Here is a 17492-nt window from a genome sequence, read left to right as displayed (position 1 = left end):
GCTTCCTGCGATGACGTGACCGTGCAGTGACCCCCGACCACCGGGCCGGGGCCTCCTCGTGTGGGACGGGAGGCCCCGGCCCGGTCGTGTCAGCCGGACAGCGCCTCCAGCAGGCGGTCCACGTCCGCCGCCGTGTTGTAGAGGTGGAAGGCCGCGCGCAGACAACCCGCGCGGTCGGAGACCTCGATGCCCGCCCGGCTCAGACCGGCCTGCCGGGAGCCGAGGCCGGGCACCGAGACGATCGCCGAGCCGGGTGCGGGCACCGGCTCGTGGCCGAGCCGCGCGAGCCCCGCGCGGAACCGGTCCGCGAGGCCCACGTCGTGCGCGTGGATCGCCGCCACGCCGATCTCCTCGACCAGGTCGAGGGAGCGGCGCAGGCCCGCGTAGCCGAGCAGTGCGTAGGTGAGGTCGAACCGCCGGGCGGAGCCGGCGAGTTGGGCGACCGGACCGTAGCAGCTGTCCCATGGCGCCTCGCCCGCGACCCAGCCGGCGAGTATCGGCGTCAGCCCGCCGAAGTCCTCGGGAACGGTGAGGAAGGCGGCCCCGTGCGGCCCCATCAGCCACTTGAAGGAGACCGAGGCGGTGAAGTCGTAGGCCCCCGCGTCCATCGGCAGCCAGCCCGCGGCCTGCGAGAAGTCGACGTAGGTGCGCGCGCCGTGCGCACGGGCGGCCTCGCGCAGGGCGGCCAGGTCGGCGACGCGCCCGTCGGCGGACTGGGCCGCGCCGACCGCCACGAGCGCGGTGCCCGGACGGACGGACTCGGCGATCCGCTCCAGCGGGGCCGTGCGCACCTTGAGGTCGCCGCGGACGTGGAACGGGTTGAGAACGGAGGTGAAGTCGTCCTCGGCGGTGAGGACTTCAGCGCCGGCGGGCAGCGAGGCCGCGATCACGCCCGTGTGCGCGGCGACCGAGGCGCCGGCCGCCACCCGGGTGGCCGGAACGCCGGCGAGCCGGGCGTACGCGGCCCGGCAGGCCTCCACGTCCTCGAAGAGCGGGATCAGTGGCCGCCCCTCGGCCCGGAGCAGCGCCGCCTCGTGCAGGGCGGCGACGGCACGGACGGGCAGCAGGCCGCTGCTCGCGGTGTTGAGGTACGTGCTCTTCGGGGTGAACTCGGCGCGGACGCGGCTCTCGAACGTCTCCGTGGTGTCCATGGGACCACTCTGCGGCCCCGTGAAGTCGCCGTCCATTGCGGATTTTCGCGTGAATCCGGTGAGCAAGCCTTATACATCCGCGCCGACCTGCGGTTTCGGCCGCGCGACCCGCGGCTTCCATCGCGCCGGCCCGCGGTTTCAGCCGAGCCGGCCCGCGGTTTCAGTCGTGCCGGCGCGCGGTTTCAGCCGAGCCGGCCCGCGCTTTCAGCCGTGCTGCGGGACCGCGCACCCGTCCGGACCGCAGGCTTCGGCGTCACCCTGGGCGATCGGCTTCAGCGGGGAGCGCTCGCCCCAGGCCTGGGCCAGCGCCTGGGTGAAGACCTCGGCGGGCTGGGCGCCGGAGACGCCGTACGTGCGGTCGAGGACGAAGAAGGGCACCCCGTTCGCACCGAGCTGGGCGGCCTCGCGCTCGTCGGCGCGGACCGCGTCGGCATAGGCGTCCGGGTCGGCGAGCACCGTGCGGACCGAGGCGGCGTCCAGTCCCGCCTCGACGGCCAGCTCGACCAGGCGGTCGTCGCCCTCGGTGAAGACGGACCGCTCCTCGGCGAAGTTCGCCCGGTAGAGGATCTGGATCAGCTCGTCCTGCCTGCCGTGCTCCTTGGCCAGGTGCAGCAGGCGGTGCATGTCGAAGGTGTTGCCGTGGTCGCGGCCCCGGGTGCGGTAGTCCAGGCCCTCGGCGGCGGCCTGGGCACCCAGGTTCTCCTCGCCGGCCTGGGCCTGCGCCTCGCTCATGCCGTACTTCGCGGTCAGCATGGTGATCACCGGCTGCACGTCGCCCTTGGCGCGGCCGGGGTCCAGCTCGAAGGAGCGGTGCACCACCTCGACCTCGTCGCGGTGCGGGAAGGCGGCCAGCGCCTTCTCGAAGCGGGCCTTGCCCACGTAGCACCACGGGCAGGCGATGTCGCTCCAGATCTCGACGCGCATTCTCCGGCTCTCCAGGTCGTACGGGCACGGGGGCTCTCCCCGGCGCCGGTACGTGAACATTCAATGAGCGGGTTTCATTCCCCGGCCGCAGAGAGCCGTCGCGGTCACGCCGCCGTCTGCGGGGCGGTGCCGTGGCGGCTGAACTGGGCGCGGTAGGCGCTCGGGGTGAGGCCGGTGCGGCGGACCAGGTGGGCGCGCAGCGAGTCGGCGGTGCCCAGGCCGCAGGCGGCGGCCAACTGGTCCATGGACAGGGTGGTGGTCTCCAGCAGCTCCTTGGCCCGCTCGATGCGCTGGTGCAGCAGCCACTGCAGCGGGCTGACCCCGCTCTCGGCGTGGAAGCGCCGGGTGAGGGTGCGGACGGAGACTCCGGCGTGCCGGGCCAGGTCGGTGAGCGTGAGCGGCTTGTCGAGGTTGCGCATGGCCCAGCCGCGCGTGTCGGCACAGGCGGTGCCGCGTTCGGGTGGCAGCGGGGTCTGGGTGAACTGGGTCTGGCCGCCGGGGCGCACCGGGGCGACCAGGGCGCGGCGGGCCACCTCGTTGGCGACGGCGGCGCCGTAGTCGGTGCGGATGAGGTGCAGGCACAGGTCGATGCCGGCCGCGTAGCCGGAGGAGGTCAGGATCGGGCCGTCCTGCACGTAGAGCACGTCGGCGCGCAGGTCGACGTGCGGGTACCGCTTGCGCATCTCGTCGGCGTGCGCCCAGTAGGTGGTGGCCCGGCGGCCGTGGAGCAAGCCCGCCTCGGCGAGCTGGAAGGCGCCGGTGCAGATGGAGGCGATGCGCTTGCCGTCGGCGGCCGCCTGGCGGACGGCGGCCACGATCCGCGGGTCCGGTTCGAAGGGCGCCCCCGTGCCGGCGACGACCACCGTGTCCGCCTGCCGTACGGCGTCCAGACCGTGCGGGACGTACAGGTCGAGTCCGCCGGTCGTGGGCACGGGCCCGGGCTCGGCCGTGCAGACGACCACCTCGTAGCCCGGCCGGCCGTCCGCCTCGACCTTGCCGAACAGCATCTCCGGCATGGCGAGGTTGAACATGGAGACGGGGGACGGGGCGATGACGGTGACGCGGTGTGGGGCGAGCCGCTCGGGCATGGCCAGAACCTCCGGACGCATGGCATTCAGGTCACTACTGTACGGCCTCGCAGGTCCGCAGCATGGAGACCATGTCAACGAACCAGATACCGAAGGTCGAGGAAGTCGGCCTCACCGGGGGCGGGTTGGAGCCCAGGAGGCCCTCGTCCTCCCTCACCCTCACCGCCGCCCTGCTCGGTTTCGCGCTGATCTGCCTCGACGCGTCGGTGGTGAACGTGGCCCTGCCCGCGATCGGTTCCACCTTCGGCGCCGGCATGTCCGGCCTGCAGTGGGTGGTGGACGCCTACACCCTGTCCTTCGCCGCGCTGATGCTGTCCACCGGGGCCTTCTCCGACCGGGCCGGGGCGAGCCGGGCGTTCGCGCTCGGCACCGCGGTGTTCACGCTCGCCTCGGCGGCCTGCGGACTGGCCCCCGGCCTGGCCCCGCTGATCACCGCCCGCGTCGTGCAGGGGGTGGCGGCGGCGGTCGTGCTCCCGGCGTCACTGGCGCTGGTGCGGCAGGCGTACCCCGACCCGGCGCGGCGGGCCCGCGCGGTGGCCGCCTGGGCGGCGGGCGGTTCGCTGGCGGTGGCGCTCGGCCCGGTGGCGGGCGGCGCGCTGACCACGGTCTGGGACTGGCGCGGTGTCTTCTTCGTCAACCTGCCGGTGGGCGCGGTGATCCTGGCGCTGCTGGTCCGGGCCCCGCGTTCGCGGCCCCGCCCGGCCCCGCTGGACGTGCCCGGCCAGCTGACGGCGGTGGTGGCACTGACGGCCCTGACGTTCGCGGCGATCGAGGGCGGCACGGCGGGCGGGGCGGCACTGCTGGTGGCCCTCGTCGCGGGCGCCGTGTTCCTGCGCATCGAGGCGCGCCGGACCCATCCGGTGGTGCCCCTCGGCCTGTTCCGGGACAGGACCGTGGCGACGGCGGTCGCGGCGGGAGCAGCGGTCAGTGTGGCCTTCTACAGCATGGTGTTCGTCTTCTCCCTCTTCTTCCAGCAGGTGCAGCGGCACTCCGCGCTGACCGCGGGGCTGATGTTCCTGCCGATGACGGGCCTGATCGCGGTGACGAACGTGGTCGCGGGCAAGCTCGCGAGCCGCTACGGCCCCCGGCTGCCGATGCTCGTGGGCCAGCCCGTCGCCGTCCTCGGCCTGCTCCTGCTGCTGTACGTCGACGCCGGTACGCCGCCGCTGCTGGTGGCCGCGCTGCTGATCCCGCTGGCGCTGGGGTGCGCGCTGACGGTGCCACCGCTCACCGCAGCGATGATGGACGCCGTACCCGCCGACCGGGCGGGCCTGGCGGCCGGCGTCCTCAACGCGGCCCGGCAGGTGTCCGGCGGCCTGGGCATCGCGGTGTTCGGGGCGCTCGTGGCCGACGGTTTCGAGGCGGGCATGCGGCTCAGTCTGGGCATCAGCGCGGTCCTGCTGACGCTGACGTCCGTCCTCAGCTTCCGTCTCGCAGGTCGCTCGGCCAGGCGGGCCTGAACTCGATGTGGTCGTACGTGACCACGCAGCCCTGCCCCAGCGGGGACTGGGTCATGAACCCGACCAGCGCGGCGCCCGTCTCCTTCTCGTCCCCGAGGGTGAAGAGCCGGACGAAGGTCCAGCGGACCCCGTCCCGGGAGGCATGGAAGGCGAACGCCCGCCCGGTCCGGCTGACCCGCAGCCACACCGAACTGCCGTCCACGGTGAAGGAGTTGGCGTCGTCGGAGTGCTCCCGGGTGACCACCGTGCAGACGGTGGGGACGTCCGGGGAGTACTCCAGGCAGAGCTTGGCCCAGGCCCGCTCGCCGACGTGGACGTACAGCACGCCGGCGTCGAACGCGGCCCGGAACCCCACGGTGACCCGCGCGATCAGCTGGAAGTCCCCCTCGGGCGCCCCGAGCAGCCGGGGCGCGTCGGAGGCGGGGTCCAGGGCCTCCCCGGTGGGCGGCACGAACCGGTCCTGCCGGGGACCGGCCCATCCGCTCAGTACACCGTCCTCGTGGACCCAGTGGCCGTCGGGTCCGTACGTCCGCAGGGGGAAGGGGAGTTCGGGAAGTTCCACGTCCATCGTCCGATTGTCGCAGCAGATGTTCCGAGGAGGGATCGCCGGTCCCGCCCCGCGCTCACGGTGCTACCGCTCGAGGACCCCGTTGAACCGCCGGGGAAGCCCGAGCGGATTGTCGTCGCGCAGTTCCCTCGGCAGCAGGGCCTCCGGCGCGTTCTGGTAGACCACCGGCCGCAGCCACCGCTCGATGGCGGTGCCGCCGACGGAGGTGGACGTGGAGGTGGTCGCCGGGTAGGGCCCCCCGTGGTGCTGGGCCGGCGCCACGGCCACTCCGGTCGGCCACCCGTTCACCAGTACGCGCCCTGCGAGCGGAGTCAGCTCGGCGAGGATCGCCGCACCCCGGCCCTCACCGGCCGCCTCCCGCGAGGACAGCTGGACCGTCGCCGTCAGGTTCCCGGGCAGCCGCGACAGCACCGTCCTCGCCTCGGTCTCGCCCTCGTAGCGGACGACCACGGTGACCGGCCCGAAGCACTCCTCCAGCAGCAGGTCGGCGGCGCCCGGCTCGGCCAGCCGGCTCGCCGCGACCGTCAGGAATCCGGCGCTGACCGTGTGCTCGCCGCCCGCGCCCGGCGGCACCGGGGCCTCCACGCCCGGCAGTTCGGCGCGCTCGCGCACACCGGCGAGGAAGGCGTCCCGCATGCGGTGGTCGAGGAGCACACCGGCGCCGGTGCCCCCGACCGCGTCGGTCAGGGACTTCAGCAGCCGGTCGCCGCCCGCGCCGGACGGCACCAGCACCAGACCCGGCTTGACGCAGAACTGGCCGACGCCGAGGGTCATCGACCCGGCGAGTCCGGCGCCGATCTCCTCCGCACGCTCGGCCGCCGCGTCCTCGGTGACCAGCACCGGGTTCAGCGAGCCCAGCTCGCCGTGGAACGGGATCGGCACCGGACGGGCGGCCGCCGCGTCGAAGAGGGCACGGCCGCCGCGTACGGACCCGGTGAAACCGGCGGCGGCGACCAGCGGGTGCTTGATCAGCTCGACGCCCGCCTCGAAGCCGTGCACGAGTCCGACGGCGCCCTCGGCGATGCCGTGTTCGGCGGCGGCCCGGCGCAGCACCCCGGCGACCAGCTCGGAGAGGGCCGGGTGGTCGGGGTGGGCCTTGACGACGACCGGGCAGCCCGCGGCCAGCGCGCTCGCGGTGTCGCCGCCGGCGACGGAGAAGGCGAAGGGGAAGTTGGAGGCGGAGTAGACCGCGACGACGCCGAGCGGGACCTTGTGGCGGCGCAGGTCCGGGACGGGCGGGGTCGCGGTGTCGTCGGGGTGGTCGATGACGACGTCGAGGAACGCGCCCTCGTCGACGATGTCGGCGAACGCCCGCAACTGGTAGGCGGTCCGGGCGAGTTCACCGGTCAGCCGGACCGGCCCGAGCGCGGTCTCGGCGTCGGCGGTCTCGATCAGGCCGTCCCCGGCCGCCTCCAGGCCGGCGGCCGCCGAGCGCAGGAACGCGGAGCGGACCGCCCGGTCGGCGAGGCCGTCGCGGGCGGCGTGGGCCGCCCGCACCGCCGCGTCCACCTCCCGGGCCGTGGCCTCCACCGCAACCCGCTCACGCTGCTTCCCGGTGCGCGGGTCGACACTCCAGACTGGTGCTGCTGCCACCTCGGGTCCCTCCCAAATAAGGCCGCACTGCCTCGGTCACCGATCAGTCGCGTTCGATATACTGAACGCCGTCTCTGGTGATGAATACGCTGTTCGGAGACTACATTTCTGGGTGCGCGAATATCCAGGTCCTGGTCGAACGAAGGGGTCAGAGGCGATGACGGCAGGCGACACAGGCGGCGGGGCGCAGGTCAAGTCCGCGGTACGGACCGTTGAGCTGCTGGAGTACTTCGCCGGCCGGCCCGGCATGCACTCCCTCGCGGCCGTCCAGGAGGCGGTGGGGTACCCCAAGTCGAGCCTGTACATGCTGCTGCGCACGCTCGTGGAGTTGGGCTGGGTGGAGACGGACGCGACGGGCACCCGGTACGGCATCGGGGTGCGGGCGCTGCTCGTCGGCACGTCGTACATCGACGGCGACGAGGTGGTGGCCGCCGCCCGCCCGACCCTGGACCGGCTCTCCGACGACACCACGGAGACCATCCACCTGGCCCGCCTCGACGGCGTCAACGTCGTCTATCTGGCCACCCGGCAGTCCCAGCACTACCTGCGCCCGTTCACCCGGGTCGGGCGGCGGCTGCCGGCCCACTCCACCTCGCTCGGCAAGGCGATCCTCGCCACGTACACCGACGAGCAGGTGCGCAAGCTGCTGCCGGAGACGCTGCCCGCGCTCACCGAGCACACCATCACCGACCGCGAGCAGCTCATCGAGGAGCTGCGCCAGGTCCGGGAGCAGGGCTTCGCGGTCGACCGCGAGGAGAACACGCTGGGCCTGCGCTGCTTCGGCGTGGCGATCCCGTACCGCACGCCCGCCCGCGACGCCATCAGCTGCTCGGTCCCGGTGGCCCGGCTGACCCCCGCCCACGAACAGCTGATCAGGGACGCGCTGTTCGACGCCCGGGACCGCCTGACGCTCGCGACCCGAAGGCTCTGAGCCGGCGCCCCGCGCACCCGGGACACCGGGGGCGCGGGGCGCCGGGGCACAGGCGGCGCGGGGCACAGGCAGGCGCGGGGCCCGGGGAACAGGCGGCGCGGGGCAGACGTCCGGAGCCTCGCGCCGGTCGTGGGCATGGGTTGCTGGCGGTCGTAGGGTCGGTTCCATGAAGATCGCGTTGCGGGCCGTGGCGGAGGACGATCTGCCGGTGTTCTTCCGGCAGATGACCGACCCGGAGGCGGTCCGGATGGCCGCGTTCGGCCCGCCGGACCCGGGCGACCGGGCCGCCTTCGACGCCCAGTGGGACCGGCTGCGGAACTCCTCCGACGTGGTGCGCACGGTCCTGTCCGACGGACGGGTGGCGGGCAGCGCGGCCGTCTACGGCGAGCCGGGCGAGCGCGAGGTGACGTACTGGATCGACCGTGCGTACTGGGGCCGGGGGGTGGCCACGGCGGCCCTGCGGGCCCTGCTCGCCGAGGTGCCCGAACGGCCCCTGTACGCGCGTGCGGCGGCCGACAACACCGCCTCGCTGCGGGTGCTGGGCAAGTGCGGGTTCCGCGAGTCGGTCCGGGCCCGGGGATACGCCAACGGACGCGGCCGGGAGATCGAGGAGGTCGTCCTGGTCCTCGACGTCTGAGCCCTCCCGGGCGGAGACCCTGCACACCCGAGCCCTCCCGGACGGAGACCCTCGACGCCCGAGCCCTCCCGGACGGAGACCCTGGACGCCCGAGCCCTCCCGGACGGAGACCCTGCACGTCCGAGCCCTTCCGGGGTGCCGCCGGCGATCCGGTTTCCTGAACGCTCGATGAGAAAGCCGGGTGTCCGGGAACGATTGACCCCTTCCCGCTCGTCTTCCGGGCGGGATGAACAAGACGATCAGGCGGGCGTCCGTCTTCGCGCTGCTGCTCGTGCTCGCTCTGCTGGTCAGGGCGACATGGGTGCAGTTCTACGACGGCAAGGCCCTCGCGGACGACAACCACAACCGGCGCAACGCGATCGCCACGTACTCGCGGCCGCTCGGGAACATCATCGTGGCCGGGGACGCGATCACCGGCTCCGCACGGACGAAGGGCGGCGACCTCGCGTACAAACGGACGTACAAGGACGGCAAGCTGTACGCCGCGGTGACCGGCTACGCCTCGCAGGCATACGCGCCCACCCAGCTGGAGGGCATCTACACGGACCTGCTCAACGGCACGGACGCCAAGCTCAAGACGGTGATGGACACCGTCACGGGCCGCCGCGCCGATCCGGGCAACGTCCTCACGACGATCGATCCGGCCGTGCAGAAGGCGGCCTACCGCGCGCTCGGCGGCAACAAGGGCGCGGCCGTCGCGCTCGACCCCGGGACCGGCAAGATCCTCGCGGCGGTGTCCACCCCGTCGTACGACCCCACCACGCTGACCGACGCGAACTCGGCCGGGTCGGCGTGGAAGGCGCTCAACGCGGACAAGGACAAGCCGCTCACCAACCGCGCGCTGCGCCAGCCGCTGCCCCCGGGCTCGACGTTCAAGCTGGTCGTGGCGGCGGCCGCGCTGGAGAGCGGGCTGTACAAGGACGTGGACGAGCGGACCGACAGCCCCTCCCCCTACTTCCTGCCGGGCACGACGCACGAGCTGCCGAACGAGAGCAAGTCCGCGCCGTGCGAGAACGCCTCGATCCGGGTCGCCCTGCGCTACTCCTGCAACAACGTCTTCGGGCACATGGCCGTCCAGCTCGGGCAGGACAAGGTGCGGGAGACGGCCGAGAAGTTCGGCTTCAACGACCAGAAGCAGGACGTGCCGGTGCGGGCCTACCCGAGCGTCTACCCCTCCGGCATGGACAAGGCGCAGACCGCCCTGTCCGGCATCGGCCAGTTCGACGTCACCGCGACCCCGTTGCAGATGGCCATGGTGTCCGCGGCCATAGTCAACGGCGGCAAGCTGGTCTCGCCGCACGTGGTGTCGCAGATCACCGACAGCGGTGGTGAGGTGTTGCACGACTACGACGACGGCGCGGACACCCGGGAGATCGTCAGCTCCTCGACCGCCGAGCAACTGCAGTCGGCCATGGAGACGGTGGTCAAGGAGGGCACGGGCACGAACGCGCTGATCGACGGGGTCACCGTCGGCGGCAAGACCGGTACCGCCCAGCACGGCGAGAACAACAGCAAGACGCCGTACGCCTGGTTCACCTCGTACGGCAAGTCCGGCGGCAAGCAGGTCGCCGTCGCGGTGATGGTCGAGCAGTCGGACGCGGCGCGCTCGGAGGTCAGCGGAAACGGTCTGGCCGCGCCCGTGGCCAAGGCGATGATGCAGGCGGCGCTGAAGAGTTGAGGCAGGGCCGCGGAGGGCGCCCTCCGCGGCCTACTTCACCCCCAGCACCTGCTCCACCGGATCGATCGCGAAGTACACGAGGAACAGCGCCGAGACCCCCCAGAGCAGCCAGTTGACCTCCTTCGCCCGGCCCAGCACCGTCTTGACCAGGACGTGGGCGAGGAAGCCCGCGCCGATGCCGTCGGTGATCGAGTAGGTGAACGGCATGGTGACGATGGTGAGGAACGCCGGGACGGCGATCCCGTAGTCGTCCCAGTCGATGTGCTTGACGTGGGTCATCATCAGGAAGCCGACCGCGATCAGTGCGGGCGCCGCCGCCTGGAGCGGGACGATGGTGAGCAGCGGGGTGAGGAAGAGGGCGAGGCCGAAGAGGCCGCCGGTGACCAGGTTGGCGAAGCCGGTGCGGGCTCCCTCACCGACACCGGCCGCGGACTCGATGTAGGCGGTGTTGGAGGAGGCGGAGCCGACACCGCCGGCGACGGCGGCGGCCCCGTCGATGAACAGGACGCGGCCGATGCCGGGCACCCGGCCCTTCTCGTCCAGCAGCCCGGCCTCGGCGCTGATGCCGACGATGGTGCCCATGGCGTCGAAGAAGTCCGACAGCACGAGGGTGAAGACGAGCAGGACGGCGGTGAGGACGCCAGCCTCGGCGAAGCCGCCGGCCGGACTGAAGTGGCCGACCAGCCCGAAGTCCGGCGCGGCGACGATCTCGTCCGGCACCTTGGGCGTGGTCAGGCCCCAGCTCTTGATGTCGGCGACGGAGTCGATGACGACGGCGACGACGGTCATCGTCACGATGCTGATGAGGATCGCGCCCCTCACCTTGCGGGCGAGCAGCCCGATGGTGAGCAGCACACCGACGCAGAAGACGAGGACGGGCCAGCCGGTGAGGCGCCCGACGGCACCGAGCTGCACGGGCACGGTGGTGTGCGCGGCGTCCGGGATGCGGCTGACGAACCCGGCGTCGACGAAGCCGATGAAGGCGATGAACAGGCCGATGCCGACCCCGATCGCCTGCTTCAGCTGCTGGGGGATCGCGTTCATGATCGCTTCCCGGAGCCCGGTGAGGACCAGCAGGCAGATGACCGCGCCCTCGATCACGACCAGGCCCATCGCGTCGGGCCAGCTCATCAGCGGGGCGAGCTGGAAGGCGACGACGGCGTTGAGGCCGAGTCCGGCGGCGACGGCGAGCGGGAGGTTGCCGCCGACGCCCATGACGATCGTCATCACGCAGGCCACCAGGGCCGTGGCGGTGACGAGCTGGCCGGTGTCGAGGGAGTGGCCGTACTTGTCCCTGGCGCTGCCCAGGATGATCGGGTTCAGGACGAGGATGTAGGCCATGGTGAAGAACGTGGCGAAGCCGCCGCGTATCTCCCGGCCGAACGTGGATCCCCGCTCGGATATCCGGAAGTAGCGGTCCACGCGGTTGCGAGCGGGTGGCGCGGTGGTCGGACGCCGGTCCGCCTTCTGCGTCTCGGTCATGGTCCAACTCCTCGGGGGCTGAGGGGCGGTGTGCGGATGCTGGCTGGATTGTGCCCCCGCCGGGCCCGTTTCAGGTTTTCGCCGTGTAACGGAAACCGGCCGGCCGCGGTCCCGGCGCACCCGGACCGGGCCGACCGAAGCCCTCGCGCGTGCGCGGGCCCCCGCCACGGCGTGGCGGCGCCGGTGGCGGGGGCCCGGTACGAGCGGCCGGCCGGGGCCGCCCGCTCTGCGGCGTCAGGAGACGAAGTACGTCGGGTTCGGCAGCTTGTAGGTGCGGTCCGCGTAGCCGCCGTCCAGGTCCGAGTACTGGTCGCCGAAGTTGGCGATGATCTCGTACCCGAGGTCGTCCTCGATGTGTCTGCGGGTGCCGGACTTGTACTGCACGGTCGTGCACTTCCAGGCGCCCGGGGCCGCGCAGTCCTTCAGGTAGGCCGGCGGGTTGGCCGCGTCCTTGAGGAACATGTGGCCGGCGTCGAGGTTCACGTCGGCGCCGTCCTTCCTCAGGTTCGCGACCGCGGCGGACCGCTGCGCCTCCGACAGGCCGGAGTTGTAGAAGACCTCGACGCCCCGGGACTCGGCGTACCGGACCAGCGCGGGGCTGCCGAAGACGGCGGGGCGGTCGGCGCGGTTGACGTAGTCGTTCCAGGTGGCCGAGTTGTACGTGTAGTTGTAGCGCTTCTCGTAGTCGAGGCTGAGCAGCAGCGTGTCGTCGATGTCGAAGACGACGGCCGGCTTCTCGTGGTGGCGGTGCGCCCTGCGGGCCGCCTTGTCGATGTAGCGCTCGGCGTCGTGGTCGATGCGCGCCAGGTCCTGGGCGTACGGGCTGTCGGGGGACGCCTGGTAGACGCCGTTGCCGTCGACGGTGGTGCCGTAGTAGGCGTCGATGTCCTTCACCAACTGCCCGATGTTGTAGGGCTCGTGGGTGGAGTTCGCCGTGGACTGGCCGGCGGTGGCAGCGCCCGCGCCGTACAGCCCGGCACCGGCGACGGCACAGGCGGCGGCGACGGCGGCCGCTCTCAGGGACTTCCGCATGGGTTCTCCGGATCTGGTGATGGATGGTGATGTACCAGCTCAGGGATTGTCTACGCGCATCACAAGCACACCGCGAGCCCTGTTATGGGATCGATACGCACACCCGGTGGCGCCACAACTCACCGCCCGCCGCGCGCCATTGCCCTGCCCTGACTCGCGCATGACGCGGGCTTGACGCACCCCCTCACGGTTCGAGGAGGCCGGCAGGCAGACAGGGGCAGTGGGGGCGGGTCAGCCGGCGTACGGGTCGGCCACCGTGCCCGGGCGGGCCAGGAACTCGAAGTCGCAGCCGGTGTCGGCCTGTGTGATCTGGTCGTTGTAGAGGGCGCCGTAGCCGCGCTCGTACCGGGCGGGCGGCGGCGTCCACTCGGCCCGGCGGCGCCCCAGCTCCTCGTCGTCCACGTGGAGACGGAGGGTGCGGGCCCCGACGTCCAGCGTGATGAGGTCCCCGGTGCGGACCAGGGCCAGCGGGCCGCCGACGTACGACTCGGGGGCCACGTGCAGCACGCAGGTGCCGTAACTGGTGCCGCTCATCCGGGCGTCGGAGATCCGGACCATGTCCCGCACGCCCTGTCTCAGCAGGTGGGCCGGGATCGGGAGCATGCCGTACTCGGGCATGCCGGGGCCGCCCTTGGGGCCGGCGTTGCGCAGCACCAGCACGCTGTCGGCGGTGATGCCGAGCGCGGGGTCGTCGATGGTGCGCTGCATCGTGCGGTAGTCGTCGAAGACGACGGCCGGGCCGGTGTGCCGCAGCAGGCGGGGCTCGGCGGTGATGTGCTTGACGACCGCGCCGTCCGGGCAGAGGTTGCCGCGCAGGACGGCGACGCCGCCCTCGCCGGCGACCGGGTTGCCGCGGGGCCGGATGACGTCGTCGTCGTGCACGCGGGCCCCCCGCAGTTGCTCGCGCAGGGTGTCGTGCGAGACGGTCGGCCGGTCCAGGTGGAGCAGATCGGGGATCCGGGAGAGGAAGCCGGGCAGGCCGCCCGCGAAGTGGAAGTCCTCCATGAGGTGGCGCTGCCCGCCCGGGCGGACGTCGGCGAGCACGGGAACCGTGCGGGAGATGCGGTCGAAGTCGTCCAGGGTGAGCCGTACCCCCGCCCGGCCCGCCATGGCGATCAGGTGGATCACGGCGTTGGTGGAGCCGCCGAGGCCCAGGACGGTCGTCACCGCGTCCTCGAAGGCCTCGCGGGTGAGGATCTCGCTCAGCCTGCGGTCCCGGTGGATCAGGCCGACGATCGTCAGTCCCGCCCTCGCGGCCATCCGGTCGTGTGCGGAGTCCACCGCCGGGATGCTCGACGCGCCGGGCACGGTCACCCCCAGCGCCTCGGCGGCGGCCGTGAGCGTGGACGCCGTGCCCATGGTCATGCAGTGGCCGGGGGAACGGGCCAGGCCGCTCTCCAGCTCGGCCATCTCGCAGTCGCCGATGAGGCCGGCCCGCTTGTCGTCCCAGTACTTCCACATGTCGGTGCCGGAACCGAGGACCTGGTCGCGCCAGTGGCCCGGCAGCATGGGCCCGGCCGGGACGAAGACGGCGGGCAGGTCCACGGAGGCGGCGCCCATGAGCAGGGCGGGTGTCGATTTGTCACATCCGCCCATGAGCACCGCGCCGTCGACCGGGTACGACCGCAGCAGTTCCTCCGTCTCCATGGCGAGCAGGTTGCGGTAGAGCATCGGGGTCGGCTTCTGGAAGGTCTCGCTGAGGGTGGAGACCGGGAACTCCAGCGGGAAGCCGCCCGCCTGCCACACCCCGCGCTTGACGGCCTGGGCGCGCTCGCGCAGGTGGACATGGCAGGGGTTGATGTCGGACCAGGTGTTGAGGATCGCGACGACCGGCTTGCCGAGGTGTTCCTCGGGCAGGTACCCGAGCTGTCGGGTGCGGGCGCGGTGGCTGAAGGAACGCAGCCCGTCGGTGCCGTACCACTGGTGGCTTCTGAGGTCTTCCGGCTGCCTGCGCGGTGCGTTCACGTCGGCCGTCCGGTCGTCCAGGCGGCGGCGATGGCGGCGACCTCGGCGCGCTCGTCCTCGGGCAGCGTCCGGCTCGGCGGGCGGACGTCCCGGCGGCACAGGCCGAGCGCGGCGAGGGCCTCCTTGACGACGGTGACGTTGTTGGCGGAGCCGTGGGCGGCGCGCAGTTCCTCGAAGCGGCGGATCCGTTCCCAGACCCTCATGGCTGCCGGGTGGTCGCCGGACCGGAGGGCTTCGAGCATGGTCAGCGAGACGGCCGGGGCCACGTTCACCAGACCGGAGGTGAAGCCGGTGGCGCCCGCGGAGAAGTAGGAGGGCGCGTAGGGCTCGGCGAGGCCCGCCACCCAGACGAAGCGGTCGAGGCCCGCGTCCCGGGCGAAGCCGGCGAACCGGGCGGCGTCCGGTACGGCGTACTTCACGCCGATGACGTTCGGGCAGTGGCCGGCGAGTTCGGCGAGGCGGCCGCCGGGCAGCCGGGCGTCGCGGAGGTAGGGCACCACGCCCAGTTCGGGCACGGCGTCGGCGACGGCGCGGTGGTAGTCGACCCAGCCGGCGGCCGAGACGTACGGGTGGACGGGCTGGTGGACCATCACCATCCGGGCGCCGGCGTCGCGGGCGTGCCGGGCGGCGGCGATCGCGGAGGGCAGGTCGTGTCCGACGCCGGCGAGGACCACCGCACGGTCGCCCGCCTCCTCGACGGTCGTCTCGGTGACCAGACGGCGCTCCTCGGGCGTGAGGGCGTAGAACTCGCCGGTGTTCCCGTTGGGGGTGAGGGTGCCGATGCCGCTGTCGAGCAGCCGCCGCAGCAGCGTCCGGTGGGCCTCCCGGTCGACGGAGCCGTCCGCGGCGAAGGGCGTCACCGGGATGGCCACCACGTCGGCGAGGGCCGCCCGTTGGGTCTCGAACATCACGCTGCTCATTCCCGGCCCGCCGCCGGTCCGGTCCCGGGGAAGGCACGCCGCACGAAGGACGCGATGTGGGCGTGCAGGGCGCCGGCGGCGCCGTCCGCGTCGCCGTCGAGCGCGAGCCGCAGGATCTCCCGGTGCTCGGCGGCCTCCCGCTCCCAGGACGGGTCGGCCGCCCACGCGACGGCGGAGACGAGGGCGGCCTGGTCGCGGACCTCGTCCAGCATCCGGGCCAGCAACGGGTTGCCGCAGGGGTGATAGAGGGCGCGGTGGAACTCCCGGTTGGCGAGGGACCGTTCGGCGGTGTCGGTGGCCTCGCCGGCTCGGCGCAGCGCCGACCGTGCGGCCTCCAGGGGAGCGCCGCGCCCGACCGCCCGGCGCAGGGCCTCCGGCTCCAGCAGCAGCCGCACGTCGTAGACCTCGCGCGCCATGTCCGCGTCCACCATGCGCACCGTGACGCCCTTGTACTGGCTCATCACGACGAGACCGGTCCCCGCGAGGGTCTTCAGCGCCTCCCGCACCGGGGTCTTGGAGACCCCGAACAGCGCGGCCAGCTCCGTCTCGACGAGAGCCTGCCCCGGCGCCAGCCGCCCGGTGAGGATGCGGTGCCTGATCGCGTCCAGCACGAACTGCGTGCGGGACGGGATGGGGGCGGGAGCGGGGGTGGAGACGGGGACGGGGCTGGAGGCAGGGGGGTGGCCGGAGGCGGGGACAGAGGTCATGCGGCCCTCTCGGATGTCACCTGTCACGGAGTACGGATCATGTATCGCGTCTCATATATGACGTATGAAGTGCGACGCGTCGAAGGTAGGGAGGGTGTCCGCGTCTCGTCAATGCCCCGACGGCGACGGAATGTCGGCGCGGGCGGGGGCGCGGGCGGGCGGCTCAGACGGTGCGCGTGCCGCCCTCGACCGCCATGTGCGTGGGCCGCCCGGAGACGGCGGCGGCACGGGCGGCGGCCACTTCGCGGGTCAGCGTCGGCCCGACATGGGTGACGACCAACTCCCGCACGCGGGCGTCACGGGCGATACGGCCGGCGTCCTCCGGCGTCAGGTGCACCGGCCCGGGCCCTTCGCCTTCGCGATGGCGGTCGACGTCCGCCTCGCACAGGAACAGATCCGCGCGGGAGGCGAGTTCGGTGAGGGCGGGGCAGGGACCGCTGTCGCCGGAGTACGCCAGCACGCTGCCCTGGCACTCGGCGCGCAGCCCGTAGGCCTCGGTGTCGTGGGCGACGGCGCGGGCGGTGAGGCGGAGGTTCCAGTGCCGCACGTCGTGGCCGTCGTACAGGTCCCGGAAGTCGAAGACGCCCTTGAGGAAGTCGACGTCCGCGCGCCCGAAGAAGCCGGCCAGCCGCCGGGCGCAGTCACCCGGCGCGTACACCGGGACCGGCGCGGGCGGGGCCATGCCGCCGAAGGCGAACGCGTAGGCGGCGGACAGCAGGTCGGCGCTGTGGTCGGCGTGCAGGTGCGAGATCCACACCGCGGTGAGGCGGGCGGGATCCGTGTGCCGCTGCAACGCGGCGAACGTGCCGGGCCCCGCGTCCACCCAGACCTCGGCTCCCCCGCCGGACAGCAGATAGCCGGAGCAGGGCCGGTCGGGGCCCGGATGGGGGGAGGCGGTGCCGAGGACGGTGAGGGTGAGCGGCATGGGAGGGAGCGTACGACGGTGTGCGGCCACTCCCGCGGCACTTCGCCAAACGGAACCGGGGCTACCGAACGGTGTGTGGTGGCGCGGGTACGGTCCTGACCGGGGAGCGGCCGGCCTCGACGCCGGGCGCGGCACCGGAGGCACGGGCCACGAGCCGGTACCCGACGGGCTGCACCCGGCCGGCCGGCGGGCCGCTCGGCGGTCGGCGCGGATCAGCCGGCGGGGCTGCGGCCACCCCCACCGCGCCGCGAGGCCCGGCCCGGGGTCGCGAGCCCCGACCCGCGATCGCGCGCCACTCGGGCTAGGGCATCCTCCCGATCCCGAGGCCCCCGCCTTAGACGTCGTCTCATTTGGTGAGTCTGCGGTAGCAGATGAGGCTGCAGGCGATGGCGGTGAAGGCCAGGAAGTGTTCGGCTTTGCGTTCGTAGCGG

15 protein-coding genes are annotated in these 17492 nt (G+C 72.9%); 4 read left to right on the top strand and 11 right to left on the bottom strand.

All coding sequences use genetic code 11. The annotated features are described in order from the left end of the window. Positions 1–89: 89 nt before the first annotated feature. The 3 genes from ABVB68_RS28990 to ABVB68_RS28980 form a co-directional block, all read right to left on the bottom strand. On the bottom strand, positions 90–1151 hold the full coding sequence (locus tag ABVB68_RS28990) for an aminotransferase class V-fold PLP-dependent enzyme (protein ID WP_353604127.1): 1062 nt from the start codon (positions 1149–1151) through the stop codon (positions 90–92). A 204-nt stretch (positions 1152–1355) separates the two neighbouring features. After that, entirely contained in the window at positions 1356–2075 is a 720-nt protein-coding gene (locus tag ABVB68_RS28985; RefSeq protein ID WP_353604126.1) for a DsbA family oxidoreductase, read from the bottom strand. Positions 2076–2179: 104 nt separating this feature from the next. Further along, positions 2180–3184, bottom strand: a complete 1005-nt coding sequence (locus tag ABVB68_RS28980) for a GlxA family transcriptional regulator (protein WP_353604125.1) — start codon at positions 3182–3184, stop codon at positions 2180–2182. A 50-nt stretch (positions 3185–3234) separates the two neighbouring features. On the opposite strand from ABVB68_RS28980, the gene ABVB68_RS28975 reads away from it, so the two are divergent. Continuing rightward, positions 3235–4623 carry an MFS transporter gene (locus ABVB68_RS28975; protein ID WP_353604124.1) on the top strand — a complete coding sequence of 463 codons (1389 nt, stop codon included), beginning with the start codon at positions 3235–3237 and terminating at the stop codon, positions 4621–4623. Here ABVB68_RS28975 and ABVB68_RS28970 read toward each other — a convergent pair. Then, on the bottom strand, positions 4583–5191 hold the full coding sequence (locus tag ABVB68_RS28970) for a DUF1349 domain-containing protein (protein ID WP_353604123.1): 609 nt from the start codon (positions 5189–5191) through the stop codon (positions 4583–4585). The genes ABVB68_RS28975 and ABVB68_RS28970 overlap by 41 nt on opposite strands. Positions 5192–5254: 63 nt before the next feature. Next, positions 5255–6784, bottom strand: a complete 1530-nt coding sequence (locus ABVB68_RS28965) for an aldehyde dehydrogenase (NADP(+)) (RefSeq protein ID WP_353604122.1) — start codon at positions 6782–6784, stop codon at positions 5255–5257. 157 nt (positions 6785–6941) lie between these two features. Here ABVB68_RS28965 and ABVB68_RS28960 point away from each other — a divergent pair, with 157 nt between their 5' ends. The 3 genes from ABVB68_RS28960 to ABVB68_RS28950 all read left to right on the top strand — a co-directional run bounded on the left by ABVB68_RS28960 (position 6942) and on the right by ABVB68_RS28950 (position 10030). Then, positions 6942–7715 (top strand): IclR family transcriptional regulator, encoded by a 774-nt coding sequence (locus ABVB68_RS28960; protein WP_353604121.1) that lies wholly within the window; start codon positions 6942–6944, stop codon positions 7713–7715. A gap of 166 nt (positions 7716–7881) precedes the next feature. Then, complete coding sequence (locus ABVB68_RS28955; protein WP_353604120.1) at positions 7882–8352, top strand: GNAT family N-acetyltransferase; 471 nt, start codon at positions 7882–7884, stop codon at positions 8350–8352. Positions 8353–8578: 226 nt separating this feature from the next. After that, the gene (locus ABVB68_RS28950) at positions 8579–10030 is read left to right on the top strand and encodes a peptidoglycan D,D-transpeptidase FtsI family protein (protein WP_353604119.1); all 1452 of its coding nucleotides are present in this window, start codon (positions 8579–8581) and stop codon (positions 10028–10030) included. A gap of 30 nt (positions 10031–10060) precedes the next feature. On the opposite strand, the gene ABVB68_RS28945 is transcribed toward ABVB68_RS28950, so the two are convergent. The 6 genes from ABVB68_RS28945 to ABVB68_RS28920 all read right to left on the bottom strand — a co-directional run bounded on the left by ABVB68_RS28945 (position 10061) and on the right by ABVB68_RS28920 (position 17061). Beyond that, a complete protein-coding gene (locus ABVB68_RS28945; RefSeq protein ID WP_353604118.1) occupies positions 10061–11512 on the bottom strand; it encodes an NCS2 family permease in 1452 nt (483 codons plus the stop codon). A 234-nt stretch (positions 11513–11746) separates the two neighbouring features. After that, the gene (locus ABVB68_RS28940; RefSeq protein ID WP_353604117.1) at positions 11747–12544 is read right to left on the bottom strand and encodes an HAD family acid phosphatase; all 798 of its coding nucleotides are present in this window, start codon (positions 12542–12544) and stop codon (positions 11747–11749) included. 231 nt (positions 12545–12775) lie between these two features. Further along, positions 12776–14509, bottom strand: a complete 1734-nt coding sequence (gene araD, locus ABVB68_RS28935; protein ID WP_353604116.1) for an L-arabinonate dehydratase — start codon at positions 14507–14509, stop codon at positions 12776–12778. Continuing rightward, positions 14506–15429 carry a dihydrodipicolinate synthase family protein gene (locus ABVB68_RS28930; protein WP_353604115.1) on the bottom strand — a complete coding sequence of 308 codons (924 nt, stop codon included), beginning with the start codon at positions 15427–15429 and terminating at the stop codon, positions 14506–14508. Before ABVB68_RS28930 ends, araD begins: the two co-directional genes overlap by 4 nt. Further along, on the bottom strand, positions 15426–16136 hold the full coding sequence (locus ABVB68_RS28925) for a GntR family transcriptional regulator (protein ID WP_353604114.1): 711 nt from the start codon (positions 16134–16136) through the stop codon (positions 15426–15428). The genes ABVB68_RS28930 and ABVB68_RS28925 overlap by 4 nt, the downstream gene beginning before the upstream one ends. Positions 16137–16299: 163 nt before the next feature. Further along, positions 16300–17061: an MBL fold metallo-hydrolase gene (locus ABVB68_RS28920; RefSeq protein ID WP_353604113.1), complete on the bottom strand. Its 762-nt coding sequence runs from the start codon at positions 17059–17061 to the stop codon at positions 16300–16302. Between the last annotated feature and the right edge of the window lie 431 nt (positions 17062–17492).

The sequence above is a fragment of the Streptomyces sp. NPDC096012 genome (assembly GCF_040426375.1).
In the GTDB taxonomy this organism is placed as follows: Bacteria; Actinomycetota; Actinomycetes; order Streptomycetales; family Streptomycetaceae; genus Streptomyces.
The sequence above is the reverse complement of the archived record's forward strand: the minus strand, read 5'-3'. Positions and strand labels throughout refer to the sequence as shown.